Consider the following 15,421-nt stretch of genomic DNA (forward strand, 5'->3'; position numbering starts at 1 on the left):
AGGAGCGATCGCGATTCCGTAATTCTCAGGCTACTTTTACGAAAGCTACATAAAATCTATCTATGTATCAAAAAATGATAAAAAGATATTCACCCGATCCCTGTGCATGAAGCATAAGTGATATTTTGTACTATGATTAGAGTAAAATTACTAGAATTTTTGACCAAAAATTTATCAACGCTTAATAAAAATTTACAATTTAACTCAAAAAAATACCGCAAATATACAGTAAAGTTTTGTCATAAGCAGGTGTTGTCATCTTTTGTATTTTGTAAGACAAAACATGAGACTGTGATAAATAAAGCAATACTTGGTGAAATGATTACTATAGAAATTACGAATAACAGCTTATTTGCATTATTGCTCTAAATAGATTTATCATAATTAAGCACTTGCGGTAATTACTCATAAAGTAGTTAGCAAGTTCACTAAAGAAGACTCTTTTCATAAGGATTCATGAAAGCGAGGCAAGTAACATAGTGTTGCAAAGTTTGCCTTGATTTTATTTAATCTTTATTTTTCCATATCGCAGTCTAAATTTCTCTATTTAAGTGTGTGGGGGTTGCCATGAGAAGATTTTTACTAGCTTCTGTTAGCGGAGCCAGCTTTCTATGTTTAATTGCTAGACCATTATCTGCACAAGTAATACCGAATCCAGATATTGCTAATAACACATATATAATCAATGATGCAGCGGAACAATTACCAGATAATAACAGTACTTTCATTGAAGTTAAAAGTAAGATTCATTCTATAAAAAAACGTAGTCAGATTCAGGAAAAATTCATTGTATCTGCGGATAGCAAACAACAAAACTCATTTGCTTTGAATCAGAAGCAGGAAAGCAACAATTTAGGGCTAACTGCAAAATTTCCAAATCGAGTCCCCGCATCAAATGTGATAGCACAAGTGACATCCGTATCCCAATTATCTGATGTACAGCCTACGGACTGGGCGTTTCAAGCACTGCAATCCCTGGTTGAGCGTTACGGTTGTATTGCTGGGTATCCGAATGGTACTTATCGAGGCAATCGCGCGATGACTCGCTATGAATTTGCTGCTGGCTTAAATGCCTGTCTCAATCGAGTCAACGAACTTGTTGCCACAGCGACTGCTGATTTGGTAAAAAGAGAGGATTTAGCCACCTTGCAGAGACTGCAACAAGAATTCACAGCAGAACTTGCGACACTGCGAGGTCGGGTAGATGTTGTAGAAGCTCGCACAGCAGAGTTGCAGGCAAATCAGTTTTCCACAACAACTAAACTAAGTGGTGAAGCTATTATTGCAGCTATTGGTGCTACAGGAGGCGCTCCTGGTAGGAATGATCCAAATATTATCCTGACAAATAGAGTGCGGTTGAATCTCAACACCAGTTTTACAGGCAAAGACTTACTGATTACTGGTTTGCAAGCTCATAACTTTTTAGGTGGTTTGGATGGTCGCGGTAGCCTTCAAGAATCTTTGGGATTAGCTCCGTCAGGATTTAGTGCCAGTAGCGCTCGTGTCAGTTTTGAACCGCAATTTCCTGGCGTCGATCCTAAAACTTTGTCGAGCACTGGTAGCAATGACGTTGAGCTTTACAAGCTGGTTTATATCTTTCCCATTGCTAAAAAATTAACTTTGTTTGCTGGAACTGCAGTGGAATCATCGGATGCCTTTGGTAGCATCATACCTTTTTATGGTGAAGGACAAGAAGCGATTTCTCGCTTTGCAGGTTTGAACCCCGTGGTGCGTGTCTCCGGTGGTACTTCGGGTACTGGTTTGGCATCGGCTGCAGGATTTATCTTTGACATATCAAAGCAGTTTGATGTAAGAGCTTTTTATGCGAGCGCAAATGCCAATATTCCTACTTCTGCTGCGGATGTTCCGGGTCTGCCGGGAGTTTCTAACACACCTTTGGGAGCAGGTGTGTTTGGAGGTAGTAGTATCGTGGCGACACAATTAACCTTTAGACCAAGTAGTTCCCTGGATATTGCTTTCAACTATGCCCACAGTTATCACGAAATCAACATCCTGGGTACAGGATTAAGCAGTAGTGATTTCGGTGCTTTGGCTGGTGTTTCATTGGGAACACCAGTTGAACTAAACTCTTTTGGCGGTACAGTAACTTGGCGTTTATCTCCAAAAGTTGCTTTATCTGGCTACGGTGCAGCAATGTTTGTTGATGATTCTTCGGGTCGTGTTGATGCTTCTACCACCTTCACAAGTTGGATGGCGGGATTGCACTTCAATGATTTATTCAAACCAGGAAACAATGCGGGGATTCTTTTTGGACAGCCACTTTATCGGACTTCTGCAGATGGTGATGCTAGACTGACTCCTGCTGGTGAGCGGCGGGCGGTTCCTTATCATTTAGAAGCTTACTATCGTTTTAAAGTCAGTGATAATATCAGCATTACTCCAGGAGCATTTGTCCTGTTTAATCCCGAAGGCAACAGTAGAAATGACACAACAACTGTAGGCGTACTCCGCACCACTTTCACCTTTTAACGCATTTGGACGGAATTCCCCATACAGGAGTGCGGTGGGCGAGGTTGCGCCCTCAATCAAGGGGACTCAATGTCCCTTTGATTGACAGTCTACAATGAGTGTACCTAACGTGGCAACGACGGATGAAACGGGAAGCCCTGAACACGAATAAGACCGTCCTTATGCTAGTTGGAAACGGGGGAAGCCCCATCTTCAACCGTTCGCGCAGCCTGCCGTCAGGCATAGGTAAGATGGGGTACTTCACAGGAATTCAGAACGCACAACTCATAATTAGAATTTCTTCTGAGTTGTGCGCTCTGTATGCCTTTAGCTTCTTCGCCGTAAGGGTTAGTAACTGTAACTAAAATGGAAGCTTGAATATAGCTCGTAAAGTAATCCCAAACTTTATGGATGGGATAGTGGGATTGCCGTTTATCCCTGTAGTTTTAGCACTTTGGACTAAGACTACAAACGTAAATGTCTATTTTTGACTACTTGTGAGTAGCTTTGTACAGATTTTTATGAGCGGTACGCAAATAATTTATCTGTACTTATAGCAGGGAACACTTCCATCCTGAGTCCTGTGTCCTCCGGACACGCTCCGCGAACGGACTGCGCTTGCGCTTACGATAAAGCTCAGGGCAACGCAAGCTCCCTGAGTCCTGTGTCCTCCGGACACGCTTCGCGAACGGACTGCGCTTGCGCTTACGACAAGCTCAGGGCGGCGCAGTGCATTGCGCTTAACGCTTAACGCTTAACTGATTAAAGGTTGAAGAAACCCAATAATGCTTAATCTACGACCACGACGCGTTGTTTGTTCTAGGCGCTTTTGCTCTCCTCGTTGGTAATAGGTATAACCAGGTTCGCTCCATGCACAAAACCCTGATTCATCCAAATACTTTAGGTCTATTTCTCCAGTTGCAGCATATCTAAGTCTGCTTGCTTTATTTCTCTGATTTTTGGGTCTTGTTTCCCTTTATGACAATTTCAAACCTCTTTTCCAAATGATCCCCTTTTTTTAAGCACCCGTCTTAATCTGTCGGGACTCAATTTAATAGAGCGTTAAGCGTAGCTCTGCCGTAGGCAATCGCTTTCTAACTTTTGGGCTAACTGAAGACTGTTATATGTACGTGGTTCCCTTTTAAGGCATTCTTCCAAAAAAACTATGTCCTCTTCCTTGTACTTCGATTTCCCACCTCTACCTGGCAATTCCCAAAGTCCTTGTATACCAAGCTTTTTCCATTTGTGTAAAACGTCTCTAACTGTTTGTGTATCCCAGTTAAAGTGAGCAGCAATCTTTTCTACATAAGCGCCGTGTGCATTTAACCTGATTACGTCTGCTCGTTCTTTGACTTTGTGTGGTACATCCGCAGTTCTCAGATTTAACAGGGTTTTATCTTCCTCACGAGTTAGAAATACCCTTAAACGAGCGCCCATATCTCAATCACCTCGGTAGATGCATTCTCCGTATTTACTTATCTTTACATAGTTTGGTTTTTTCACGCCTACTTACTTATCTGTGGTTTGACTTTCATAAATTTGACTTTTGCAAGAAGTTTCTTCAACAACCGCTCAAGAGCTACTTGAATGTTCAACGTTTTGCTAACGCCCCTCACAGTGGCAAAATTCGTGTAGAATTGGCACCAGCATTAGAAACACTCTACAAGCTAGCAGCAGCAGAGCAGTCATTTGACTTGGTGTCCATTGATGCTAAAAAAACTGAATATGTGCAGTACTTTAAAATACTGATAGACGACAATTTGTTGTCTGCCAACAGATTGATCTGTGTGGACAACACGTTGCTTCAGGGCAAGTTTACTTGCGACCACAGGAGCAAGTCAAAAATGGGGAGGCGATGATCGCATTTCCCTTCAACTGCATCGTCGTCTAAACAAGGGAAGGAGCGCATCTGTTTGTCCGCTTAACCTCTGAACTGCATCGTCGTCTAAACAAGGGAAGGAGCGCATCTGTTTGTCCGCTTAACCTCTGACTCGCCACCAGCTACTGGTTCCACTATCATGTCACAATTACAACTATGAGAGAGCAGATTTTTGCAATCTTCCGAAACTTGGGCACTCTTGCATTACTGGCGATCGCATTTCCCTTTAACTGCACCGTCGTACTCGCATCGCTGCTGTGGAATTTTTTCAGCCGACGGTTCAGCAAACAAGTGGTTTTGAACGAGAATCCGAGAAATATCTTGATCGGTGGTGGTAGAATGACCAAAACCCTTCAACTGGCGCGATCATTTCACGCTGCTGGGCATCGAGTTATTTTATTTGATCTCGACCAATACTGGTTCAGTGGTTATCGATTTTCCAACTCTGTGGCTGGCTTTTACACAGTTCCTGACTCGCAAGAAGACTTAGAAGCTTATACTCAAGCCGTGCGTGCGATCGCCAAAAAAGAAAACATAGACTTTTTTGTCCCGGTAGGCATTTTTGCTGCCAGCTACTTCGACTCCGAGGGTAAGCCAGTGTTATCAGGCTATTGCGAGAATTTCCACTTCGATGCTGATACGATGAGTATGCTGGATAACAAGTTTACGTTTGCAGAAAAAGCACGCTCACTCTCGCTATCTGTCCCGAAAACCTTCTTAATTACAGATCCCGAACAAGTTCTTAAATTCGACTTTTCTAACGAAAAGCGCAAATACATTCTCAAAAGTATTGTCTATGACTCTGTTTTACGCTTAGATCTGACTAAGCTACCAATGGATTCTCCCGAAAAAATGGCGCTTTTTGTTAAAAATAAGCCAATTAGTAAAGATAACCCTTGGATATTGCAAGAGTTTATTCCCGGAACAGAATACTGTACTCACGATACAGTGAGAAACGGTGAATTAACAGTACACTGCTGCTGTGAATCATCTGCTTTTCAAGTCAATTACGAAAACGTTGAACACCCACAAATTCAAGAGTGGGTGAGTCATTTTGTCAAAGAATTACAACTGACTGGACAACTTTGTTTTGACTTCATTCAGGCGGAAGATGGGACGATTTATGCGATCGAGTGCAACGCTCGCGCTCACTCTGCGATTACAATGTATTACAACCATCCAGGTTTTGCGGATGCCTATCTTAGTAAAGTGCCTCCAGCTGAACCTCTCCAACCCCTGAGTGATAGTAAACCTACTTATTGGCTTTATCACGAACTTTGGAGACTTAATGAAATTAGATCGTTAAAGCAGTTGCAAATGTGGTTTAAAAATATTTGGCGAGGAAAGGATGCAATCTTTGAAGTTAACGACCCACTACCGTTCTTAATGGTACATCACTGGCACATTCCTTTACTATTACTTGATAGTTTGCGCTCCCTAAGAACTTGGGTGAGGATTGATTTCAACATCGGGAAACTCATACAGTTTGGAGAAGACGTAAGATATAAAACCTCTACCTCTGCAACCCCTAAGTGATAGTAAGCCTGTCTTGAAAATAAGGAGGGAAGGAGTGAACGCAGTTCATCACGATTGACTTGAAAATAGAACTTAGAGCTATCTCCTCCGGAGACGCTACGCGAACGACAAGGCTCAGCTACCAAACTCAGAACTCAGAAGAAAAGAGAAATTTTCATATGTCCTGGTGTACGCAGCTCATGATAGCTACTTATTGGCTTGATCACAAATGAATAAGATACTGGCATTGAATCAAACAATCACTCTCTGTCTACTTACCGTAGTTTGTGGTTCCATTACCTGAAAATGGCTATAACTGGTGTAGCTATAAATCGCTGATGTTCGGTTGATGGCAAAAATTTTACTCACATCCAAAATAGGGTGGGGAGGCAAGGATAGGCTTTCCCACCTTACCATTGACCTGTTGCAAGTGACACAACCCCCGTTTTTCTGTCTTTTGTATTTCTCTACTCGAGCATTTCCAGGTTTCGTACCGCGCCTTGATCCGGGCTCGTCGCCAGCAGTGCATAAGCCTTGAGCGCGGGAGTCACCCGACGTTGCCGGGGTAGCTCCGGCTTCCAAGCATCTTTGCCCTTCGCTTCCATGGCAACACGACGATTGGCTAATTCCTCCGCCGATAGATCCACATTGATGGTACGATTGGGGATGTCGATCACGATGCGATCGCCATCTTGAACCAGAGCAATATTACCGCCCGCCGCCGCCTCCGGAGAGGCATGACCAATCGAGAGGCCCGAAGTACCGCCTGAGAAGCGACCGTCGGTGAATAAGGCACAAGTCTTACCCAAACCCTTGGATTTAAGGTAACTGGTCGGATAGAGCATTTCCTGCATGCCAGGTCCACCACGCGGACCTTCATAGCGAATGATCACCACGTCACCGGATTTCACTTCATCGCTGAGAATTCCTTTGACAGCGGCATCCTGACTTTCATAGATGCGCGCCCGACCTTCAAACACATGAATGCTTTCGTCTACGCCTGCCGTCTTAACAATACAACCGCGCTCAGCCAGGTTGCCATATAGCACAGCAAGTCCGCCCTGAGTGCTAAAGGCGTTTTGGACGCTGCGGATACAGCCGTTTTCCCGATCCAGGTCGAGTGAGGGCCAACGGGTCGATTGACTGAAAGCTTGCTGAGTTGGAATACCCGCAGGGCCTGCCTTGAAGAAGGTGTGGACGGCTTCGTCATCAGTACGCATGACATCCCAGTGATCGAGCGCTTCCAAGAGCGTCTTACTGTGAACCGTCGGCACCTCTGTGTGGAGTAGTCCGGCACGATCAAGTTCGCCGAGAATGCTGGGGATGCCGCCAGCACGGTGAACATCCTCGATATGATACTTGGGTGTATTAGGTGCCACCTTACAAAATTGTGGAACCTTACGCGACAGGCGGTCGATGTCGGTCAAGGTGAAATCAACACCAGCTTCATGGGCGGCGGCTAGTAAGTGCAGAATGGTGTTGGTTGAACCGCCCATGGCGATGTCCAGCATCATGGCATTTTCAAACGCTTTGAAACTGGCCACGGAGCGTGGCAGTATCGATTCATCGTCCTGCTCGTAGTAGCGACGGGTAATACTGACAATGGTTCGCGCGGCGTTGAGGAACAGATCCTTACGGTCGAAATGGGTTGCAAGCACAGTGCCGTTACCTGGCAAGGCAAGGCCAATCGCTTCGGTGAGACAGTTCATGGAGTTGGCGGTGAACATGCCAGAGCAGGAGCCACAGGTTGGGCAGGCGGAACGCTCATATTCCTCGGCAACCTCGTCGCTGATACTGTCGTCCGCAGCAACCACCATGGCGTCCACCAAGTCCAGTTTGTGTTCCGACAGCTTTGTCTTACCGGCTTCCATAGGACCGCCGGAGACGAATACTGCGGGAATGTTGAGACGTAGGGCTGCCATCAACATACCAGGGGTGATCTTGTCACAGTTGGAAATGCAGACCAGGGCATCGGCACAATGGGCGTTGACCATGTACTCGACCGAATCGGCAATGATCTCACGCGAGGGCAGACTGTAGAGCATCCCGTCATGCCCCATGGCGATGCCGTCGTCCACTGCGATGGTGTTGAATTCCTTGGCTACACCACCAGCAGCTTCAATCTCACGGCACACCAATTGGCCTAGATCCTTCAGGTGAACGTGGCCGGGTACGAATTGGGTAAAAGAGTTGGCGACCGCAATGATTGGCTTCTCGAAATCCGCAGTGTGCATTCCGGTGGCGCGCCAGAGCGCACGGGCACCCGCCATATTGCGTCCCTGGGTGGAGGTTTTGGATCGATAGGTCGGCATGGCACATCCTATTCGTCTAAGGGTTTTTAATAGTTTAGACTTTTCAATCGCATCGTCAAAGATGATTCTCGATTTGAGCAAGTGTTATTACCAATTCGAGATGGCTTGACGATCATATATGCGAGTTTAGGAAAGCTAAGAAGCAAGGGCAGAACTGCATCTGCTTGTCCCGCTTGATTTTTCCAAGTGACCAACCACTGATTCCACTATCATGTCACAATTATAAGTATGAAGGAGCAGATTTTTGTAGTTTTCCAAAACTTAGGCACTCTTGTATTACTGGCGATCGCATTTCCCTTAAACTGCATCGTCGTTTTGACTTCGCTATTGTGGAACTTTCTCAAGCAACCATTTGGCAAGTCAATTGTTGTCAACCCCAATTCCAAAAATATCTTGATCGCTGGCGCGAGAATGACGAAAACTCTTCAGCTAGCGCGTTCATTTCATGCTGCTGGGCATCGGGTGATTATAATTGACATCGAGAAATTCTGGCCAAGTGGTAATAAATATTCTAACTCTGTTGCAGGCTTTTATACCGTTCCCGATCCAAGCAAAGACTTAGAAGGCTACGTTGAAACCCTACACGCGATCGCCAAAAAAGAAAAGATCGACTTTTTTATCCCTGTAGCCATTTTTTCTGTCATCCACTACGATCACGGCAAGCGACCATTACCAGACGATGTAGAGTTTTTCCACTTCGATGCTGATGTCACGAAGATCCTGGATGACAAATTTGCCTTTGCCGAAACAGCGCGATCGTTCGGTTTATCAGTCCCCAAATCCTTCAAAATTACCGATCCTGAACAAGTCATCAACTTTGACTTTTCTCAGGAGAAGCGCAAATACATTATTAAAAGCATCCCCTACGATCAAATACGTCGCTTGAATCTCACCAAGCTACCTTGCGATACACAAGCAGAAACAGCAGCGTTTGTCAAGAGTCTGCCTATCAGTGAGGAAAACCCGTGGATTATGCAGGAATTCATCCCTGGAAAGGAATACTGCACTCACACTACCGCGCGAGATGGAGAGTCAAGAATGTACTGCTGCTGTGAGTCGTCCGCCTTTCAAGTCAACTACGAAAACGTTGATCAGCAAGAAATTATGCAATGGGCGAGTCACTTTACCAAAGAACTGGGAAAAACCGGGCAACTTTCCTTTGACTTCATCGAGGCAGAAGACGGAACTGTTTACGCGATTGAGTGTAACCCCCGTACTCACTCCGCCATTACTATGTTTTACAATCATCCAGGGGTAGCGGATGCCTATCTTGGTAAAGAACCTCTGGCTGAATCTTTGCAGCCTCTTGCTGATAGTAAGCCAACCTACTGGCTGTACCACGAAGTTTGGCGGCTGAATGAGATTAGATCGTTTAAGCAACTGCAAACTTGGGTAAGAAACATTTTGCGGGGGAAAGAAGCAATTTTTGAGGTAAGTGATCCCTTACCCTTTCTGCTCGTACATCACTGGCAGATTCCCTTACTGATTCTCGACAATTTACGAAGACTCAAAGGTTGGGTAAGAATAGATTTTAATATGGGCGAGCTGATAGAGTGAGAACGAAGAAATCCGGTATTCATTGGTTTTCCTCACCCAAGATCAAGGTAGACATTTTGTAGGTGGTAGGTTTATTCAAGAACCGTTTAATAAGTTGCCTGTAAACGGCTTAAAAGATATTCTCCTGCAAGAATAGGAGGATAAATAGGTGATTTGTCCCTTTGACAGCTTTCTAGACAAACAATTTCTGTATCGTCATTGGGATGACAGAAAAATGCCACAGAATATCTTGACTGGTTGAGTGTATCATCATTTTGAATCATCACTCGATGCTTAGTTGAGCAAAACACGTGATTTGTCCAGCGTTCCATTAAATCGCCAGTGTTGACGACGATGGTATCAGGAGTTGGTGCAGCTGCAATCCACTTTCCTGATGCTGTTCGTACTTCTAATCCCCCAACTTCATCTTGAAATAACAAGGTAATACTGCCATAGTCGGAGTGTTCACCAGCGCGAACTTGTCGTAGTTTGGGTGGCTGGGATAAAGATGGATAGTGCAGCAGCCGCAAAGTATGATTTTGCTGGTTATGGTTTGTGGCAAAAAAATCTTCTGGTAATTTTAAAGCCAAAGCGATCGCTTGCAACACATTGTTAGCAAGTTCTGTACAAGCTTGGTAAAAGTTGAGAATATGAGGGTTTTTTGCAGGAGAAGATAATTTATCTGTGACATCTATATCTGTTAACTTTTGTTTCCCAATATTAAACGCTTCTTTCAAGTCTCCTGGGTTGTTGGGGTTCAGGCGTTCTCTTTCAAAACCAACGTAACCTTGATTGCTAAATTCATCCGTCCAAGCTAACTGTTGCTTTACTGTTAAAGGTAAATCGAAGAAGTCTTTGCTTTGTTTAAGTACTTGGTGAATTAAGTCATTTGATATGTTTGTATTTTTTAAGTACATGAATCCTATTTGATGGCAAGCTTGATAGATTTGTTGAACGACAGTTTGCCTGTCTGTTGCATCACTACTAGTGAAGAGATGAAAATCAATGACTGGAATCATAACCATAATATTTTGTTATTTTTTGTTAGTTATTTGATAATGACTAATAAGTATCTTGAATTTGAAATTTTGAATTGATTGGCGGAGGAATTAAATTCGCTGAAGATTCTACAAGTAGAGGCAGAAGAACTAATAGAGAAATTTAGTTGTAAAGACGAAGAGTTACCAACTACAGAAACAATTCGGCTTAAATTGAATGATGCGCGGTTATCGCCTCACACGGGTTGCGGGTGTAGGGAAAATGCTCACATTCCTCACTAGATCTACTACAAGGGGTATGGCAAGAGTTGCTGCGGTAGGAGTGCCAAGTTGCGCTCATACCTTGCTATGATTGGCTTTTAATTTTTACTGCCTTTGAACAACAAAAATTTACGGAGTGGAGTATGGATACTCGCATACCAGAATGTATTCGTCCAATATTAGCTGATTATTTGTTGTCATTACGAACCGAACTACCTGATCTTATAGATGCTTGCTATATTCATGGATCTATTGCACTTGGTGCGTTCAACCCACACTTGAGTGACATTGACTTCATTACTATCCTCACACGACGAGCTACAGCACAAGAGGTAGAGAATCTAAAAGCCGTCCATCAAGAGCTAGAACTGATCTATCCACAGTGGAAACTAGAAGGAAGTTATTTGCAATGGGAAGACCTTGGGCGCTCGCAACAAGAAATTGCTCCCTATCCCTACTACCATGATCGCGTCCTGCGTTCTGCTGGTTATCATGATGTGAACCTGGTCACCTGGTGGGTGTTAAAACATCGAGGCATTTCCATCATTGGACTTCCATCACAAATGCTTGCATTTGCAGTAGATTGGAATCTGTTGCAAATAAAGATGAAGGAAAATTTGAACAGCTATTGGGTGAGTTGGACACGATCACCAAGTAAAGTAGCATATTTACTAACGGATAGTGGTATTCAGTGGGCTGTGCTTGGCGTTGTGCGACTCTTTTACACTTTAAGAGAGCATGATATCACCTCAAAAACGGAGGCTGGCCGATATGCATTGGTGCATCTTCCAGCAAAGTGGCATCAGCTTATCCAAGAAGCAATCAATCTCCGCGAAATTCGGCACGGCTCCTCCTATCGCAGCAAAGTGAGTCGGGCTGTTGAGGCAGTACGCTTCTTACGCTATGTAATTAATGTATGTAACGAACAGGCATCTTAAAAAGAAAACGGCTAGTGGGCGTTATTGGTTGGGTTTTAAGAGATAGAAGTTCCCAGTTTTATTAGTGTCGGAACAATTTCAAAAATTTGGTGCTGAATTTTAGAACTTTCAAGCACTAAAACTCAATTATAAAGGGAAAAGTTCCGGCTCCAAAACTCTTTACAGAACTTCCGAATTAAACATGGCACCGCGTGTCAGCAACTCTTGCATTGGGCGTACAACCGGGGATTAAGAATAGCTATAGTTCTCAAGCCTAATTAAGAAACCCAGTTTCTTGAAGAAACCGGGTTTATAATTACTTCAATTTCACAAAATCACACATTAAAGCGGAACAACATCACATCGCCTTCTTGCACGACGTAATCTTTTCCTTCACTGCGAACTTGCCCTTTTTCTTTGGCACTATTCATTGAACCTGCTGTGGATAAATCCTTATAAGCAACAGTCTCTGCCCGAATGAATCCTCGTTCAAAGTCGCTGTGAATCACACCGGCTGCTTGTGGTGCTGACATTCCTGCTGTGATCGTCCAAGCACGGGTTTCTTTTTCTCCTGTTGTGAAGTAAGTACGCAAACCTAACAAAGTATAAGTAGCGCGAATTAAAGATTTTAAACCACCTTCTTCTACACCCAAAGATGCCAAGAATTCAGACCGTTCTTCTTCTGGCAATTCAACTAATTCCGATTCAACTTGGGCAGAAACGACGACAACTTGTGCATTTTCAGCTGATGCAATTTCTCGCACTTTTTCTACGTATTCATTACCCGTTGCCAATTCATCTTCAGACACATTGGCACCATAAATGATCGGTTTATTGGTGAGCAGTTCTAGTGGTTTAATAATCTCGGCTTCTTCTTCGGTCAAACTAACTTGCCGTACTGATTTCCCTTCATTTAATACAGCAGCTAATTTTTCCAGCAAAGCTAATTCAATCTGTCCTTCTTTGCTAGTACGAGCTTGTTTACGGGTGCGTTCAATCCGTCGTTCAATTTGTGCCAAATCGGCTAAACCAAGCTCTAAATTGATGATTTCAATATCTCGTGCTGGCTCAACTGAACCAGCAACGTGAATGATATCATCATTCTCGAAACATCGCACGACATGAATAATTGCATCAACTTCCCGGATGTGGGAGAGAAATTGGTTACCCAGTCCCTCCCCCTGGCTAGCACCTTTGACCAAACCGGCAATATCTACAAACTCAACACGCGCCGGAACAATTTGTTTTGAGGAGGAAATCTTCGATAAAACATTTAACCGCTCATCCGGCACAGAGACAATGCCGACGTTCGGTTCTATAGTACAAAAAGGGAAGTTGGCTGCTTCTGCCTTGGCATTGGCAACCACGGCATTAAACAAAGTCGATTTTCCAACGTTGGGGAGTCCGACAATTCCGGCTCGTAGCATCTTAGATTTGAAATTTTGGATTTGGTACCAAACGCTATCTTAAAACAAAACTACTCGCAAGGAGTTTCAAATAGGTGCCGGTACAGGTTGGGGAATAGGTGCTGGAACTGGTTGCGGAATCGGAGCAGGAACTGGTTCTGGTACCGGTCCTGGTATGGGTTGTGGAATTCTTGGTTCCGGTGATGGTTCGGGATTTGGTAATGGAGGAGGAAGCTGTGGTTCAGGTAATTGTCCAGGATTGGGATAAATCATAGTATCTTTACTGAAATCATTCGACCTTACCAACCTAGATAACAACAGATGCTGCTGACATCTTCCAATATGACTATTTGCAACGGATGAAATAACTGATGTAACGGATAGATTATCTGTGAGACTTACAAAGTAACTCATCCACTACATCCGCGACAAAATCCGTTGCCAAAATGCTCAATCAAAACCAAATACCCTTATTAGACACCTTAAAAGCCAGTGCAGAACGTCCTCACGCTCCTTTTTACACCCCAGGGCACAAACGAGGACAAGGAATTTCCAAATCCTTAACTGATGTTTTTGGCAAAGCAGTGTTTCGTGCTGACTTGCCAGAATTAGCAGAATTAGACAACCTTTTTGCACCAAGTGGCGTTATTCAGCAGGCGCAGCAACTAGCGGCTGAAGCCTTTGCTGCGTCACAGACTTGGTTTCTTGTCAATGGTTCTACCTGCGGAATTGAAGCGGCGATTCTTGCGACTTGCGCTACAGGAGATAAAATTATTCTGCCTCGGAATGTTCATTCTTCTGCGATCGCAGGTTTAATTCTCTGCGGCGCTATCCCAATTTTTATCCATCCAGAATATGACTCAGTTTTAGATATTGCTCACAGTATCACTCCCACGGCTGTACAAGCTGCATTGGAACAGCATCCTGATGCGAAAGCAGTGTTTATGGTTTACCCTACATACTACGGTGTTTGTGGAGATGTGAGGGCAATAGCCTCCCTCGCCCACCAACATAACATCCCCTTAATTGTGGATGAAGCACATGGTGCACACTTTGCCTTTCATCCCCAACTACCCACTCCAACTTTAGCCGCAGGTGCTGACATCAGCGTACAATCTATTCACAAAGTACTAGGTGCATTGACTCAAGCATCAATGCTGCATGTTCAAGGTAACAAGATAGATATTGACCGTGTGAGTAAAGCATTGCAACTGGTACAATCAACTAGTCCTAGTTATTTACTTTTAGCTTCTCTGGATGCAGCCCGTCAGCAAATGGCGCTTTATGGTGAAGAGTTGATGTCTCGCACATTGCAACTAGCCCAAGAAGCGAGAACTCGTATTAGTCAAATCCCTGGTTTATCGGTTTTGGAAATCCCTCTTCATGAGACATCACCTGGTTTTGTTGCTTTAGATAAAACCCGATTAACCGTCACTGTTTCTGGCTTAGGTTTGACTGGCTTTGAAGCTGAGGAAATTCTGAATGACAAGCTGGGCGTTACGGCTGAATTTTCATCACTACAACATCTGACTTTCATCATCAGTTTCGGTAACACCCAAAAGGATATTGAACAACTTGTGCAAGCTTTTCTTACCCTTAGTAAAGAGTATCGAAAAACTCCATCTCCTGCCTACTCCCTATTAATGAGGGAAGGAAAGGATTTGTTTAGCATCACAGGAAATTCCATACATCTTTCGCCCCGTGAAGCTTTTTTTTCTCCTACAGAAACCTTGCCATTTCAAGAAACCTCAGAACGCATTTGTGCGGAAATCATTTGTCCATATCCACCAGGAATTCCCATCTTGATGCCTGGAGAAGTTATTTCTCCATGTGCTTTAGAGTATTTACAACACATTCAAGAGTTGGGTGGATTTATTAGTGGTTGTGCTGATACAAGCTTAAGAACGTTAAAGGTTGTGAAAGTATGAAGAATTAGCTTTTCTTTACTAGAGCGATCTGCGCTACTCCAGTTAGGTAAAGAAAAGCGTGTGAAATGAGGAATCAAAAATAAACAGTTCCTCGCGGCGATGGATAACAACTATTTACTAAATGTTTTAGCGTTAGCTTCAAACAGTAGATCAAAACTTGAGTTAAGTATTTGACATTAAATGTTTCTTTATTCTCAGGG

General features: G+C 43.8%; 11 protein-coding genes. 6 read left to right on the forward strand and 5 right to left on the reverse strand.

The features are described from left to right. Nucleotides 1–567 precede the first annotated feature (567 nt). Complete coding sequence (locus DP114_RS11325; protein WP_171976118.1) at nt 568–2,490, forward strand: iron uptake porin; 1,923 nt, start codon at nt 568–570, stop codon at nt 2,488–2,490. Between the two features lie 1,041 nt (nt 2,491–3,531). On the opposite strand, the gene DP114_RS11330 is transcribed toward DP114_RS11325, so the two are convergent. Continuing rightward, on the reverse strand, nt 3,532–3,906 hold the full coding sequence (locus tag DP114_RS11330) for a helix-turn-helix domain-containing protein (protein ID WP_169265684.1): 375 nt from the start codon (nt 3,904–3,906) through the stop codon (nt 3,532–3,534). Nucleotides 3,907–4,052: 146 nt separating this feature from the next. Between DP114_RS11330 and DP114_RS34875 the strand changes: the two genes are divergently transcribed. Together DP114_RS34875 and DP114_RS11340 are read left to right on the forward strand one after the other, a co-directional pair. Beyond that, nucleotides 4,053–4,328: an O-methyltransferase gene (locus tag DP114_RS34875; protein ID WP_246163114.1), complete on the forward strand. Its 276-nt coding sequence runs from the start codon at nt 4,053–4,055 to the stop codon at nt 4,326–4,328. Between the two features lie 176 nt (nt 4,329–4,504). After that, nucleotides 4,505–5,884, forward strand: coding sequence for an ATP-grasp domain-containing protein (locus DP114_RS11340; protein WP_171976119.1), 1,380 nt, complete (start codon nt 4,505–4,507; stop codon nt 5,882–5,884). Between the two features lie 446 nt (nt 5,885–6,330). On the opposite strand, the gene ilvD is transcribed toward DP114_RS11340, so the two are convergent. After that, entirely contained in the window at nt 6,331–8,256 is a 1,926-nt protein-coding gene (gene ilvD / locus DP114_RS11345) for a dihydroxy-acid dehydratase (protein WP_318284463.1), read from the reverse strand. A gap of 147 nt (nt 8,257–8,403) precedes the next feature. Between ilvD and DP114_RS11350 the strand changes: the two genes are divergently transcribed. Beyond that, nucleotides 8,404–9,732, forward strand: coding sequence for an ATP-grasp domain-containing protein (locus tag DP114_RS11350; protein ID WP_171976120.1), 1,329 nt, complete (start codon nt 8,404–8,406; stop codon nt 9,730–9,732). A gap of 86 nt (nt 9,733–9,818) precedes the next feature. Here DP114_RS11350 and DP114_RS11355 read toward each other — a convergent pair whose 3' ends face one another. Further along, complete coding sequence (locus DP114_RS11355; RefSeq protein ID WP_171976121.1) at nt 9,819–10,736, reverse strand: isopenicillin N synthase family dioxygenase; 918 nt, start codon at nt 10,734–10,736, stop codon at nt 9,819–9,821. A 377-nt stretch (nt 10,737–11,113) separates the two neighbouring features. Here DP114_RS11355 and DP114_RS11360 point away from each other — a divergent pair, with 377 nt between their 5' ends. Further along, entirely contained in the window at nt 11,114–11,908 is a 795-nt protein-coding gene (locus DP114_RS11360) for an aminoglycoside adenylyltransferase domain-containing protein (protein ID WP_169265689.1), read from the forward strand. 314 nt (nt 11,909–12,222) lie between these two features. Here the strand turns inward: DP114_RS11360 and ychF are convergent, their stop codons facing one another. Both ychF and DP114_RS11370 read right to left on the reverse strand, forming a co-directional pair. After that, nucleotides 12,223–13,314, reverse strand: a complete 1,092-nt coding sequence (gene ychF, locus DP114_RS11365; RefSeq protein ID WP_171976122.1) for a redox-regulated ATPase YchF — start codon at nt 13,312–13,314, stop codon at nt 12,223–12,225. A 66-nt stretch (nt 13,315–13,380) separates the two neighbouring features. Continuing rightward, nucleotides 13,381–13,566: a hypothetical protein gene (locus tag DP114_RS11370; protein WP_169265691.1), complete on the reverse strand. Its 186-nt coding sequence runs from the start codon at nt 13,564–13,566 to the stop codon at nt 13,381–13,383. A 173-nt stretch (nt 13,567–13,739) separates the two neighbouring features. On the opposite strand from DP114_RS11370, the gene DP114_RS11375 reads away from it, so the two are divergent. Then, complete coding sequence (locus DP114_RS11375) at nt 13,740–15,221, forward strand: aminotransferase class I/II-fold pyridoxal phosphate-dependent enzyme (RefSeq protein ID WP_171976123.1); 1,482 nt, start codon at nt 13,740–13,742, stop codon at nt 15,219–15,221. Nucleotides 15,222–15,421 lie beyond the last annotated feature (200 nt).

It is taken from the genome of Brasilonema sennae CENA114 (assembly GCF_006968745.1).
Taxonomy (GTDB): Bacteria; Cyanobacteriota; Cyanobacteriia; order Cyanobacteriales; family Nostocaceae; genus Brasilonema; species Brasilonema sennae.

What these genes read in the sequence shown, in the direction of transcription:
- ychF (WP_171976122.1), bottom strand. Translation starts at nt 13,314, where the DNA reads ATGCTACGAGCCGGAATTGTCGGACTCCCCAACGTTGGAAAATCGACT.
- DP114_RS11355 (WP_171976121.1), bottom strand. Translation starts at nt 10,736, where the DNA reads ATGGTTATGATTCCAGTCATTGATTTTCATCTCTTCACTAGTAGTGAT.
- DP114_RS11325 (WP_171976118.1), top strand. Translation starts at nt 568, where the DNA reads ATGAGAAGATTTTTACTAGCTTCTGTTAGCGGAGCCAGCTTTCTATGT.
- DP114_RS11360 (WP_169265689.1), top strand. Translation starts at nt 11,114, where the DNA reads ATGGATACTCGCATACCAGAATGTATTCGTCCAATATTAGCTGATTAT.
- DP114_RS11330 (WP_169265684.1), bottom strand. Translation starts at nt 3,906, where the DNA reads ATGGGCGCTCGTTTAAGGGTATTTCTAACTCGTGAGGAAGATAAAACC.
- DP114_RS11340 (WP_171976119.1), top strand. Translation starts at nt 4,505, where the DNA reads ATGAGAGAGCAGATTTTTGCAATCTTCCGAAACTTGGGCACTCTTGCA.
- DP114_RS11350 (WP_171976120.1), top strand. Translation starts at nt 8,404, where the DNA reads ATGAAGGAGCAGATTTTTGTAGTTTTCCAAAACTTAGGCACTCTTGTA.
- DP114_RS11375 (WP_171976123.1), top strand. Translation starts at nt 13,740, where the DNA reads ATGCTCAATCAAAACCAAATACCCTTATTAGACACCTTAAAAGCCAGT.
- DP114_RS11370 (WP_169265691.1), bottom strand. Translation starts at nt 13,566, where the DNA reads ATGATTTATCCCAATCCTGGACAATTACCTGAACCACAGCTTCCTCCT.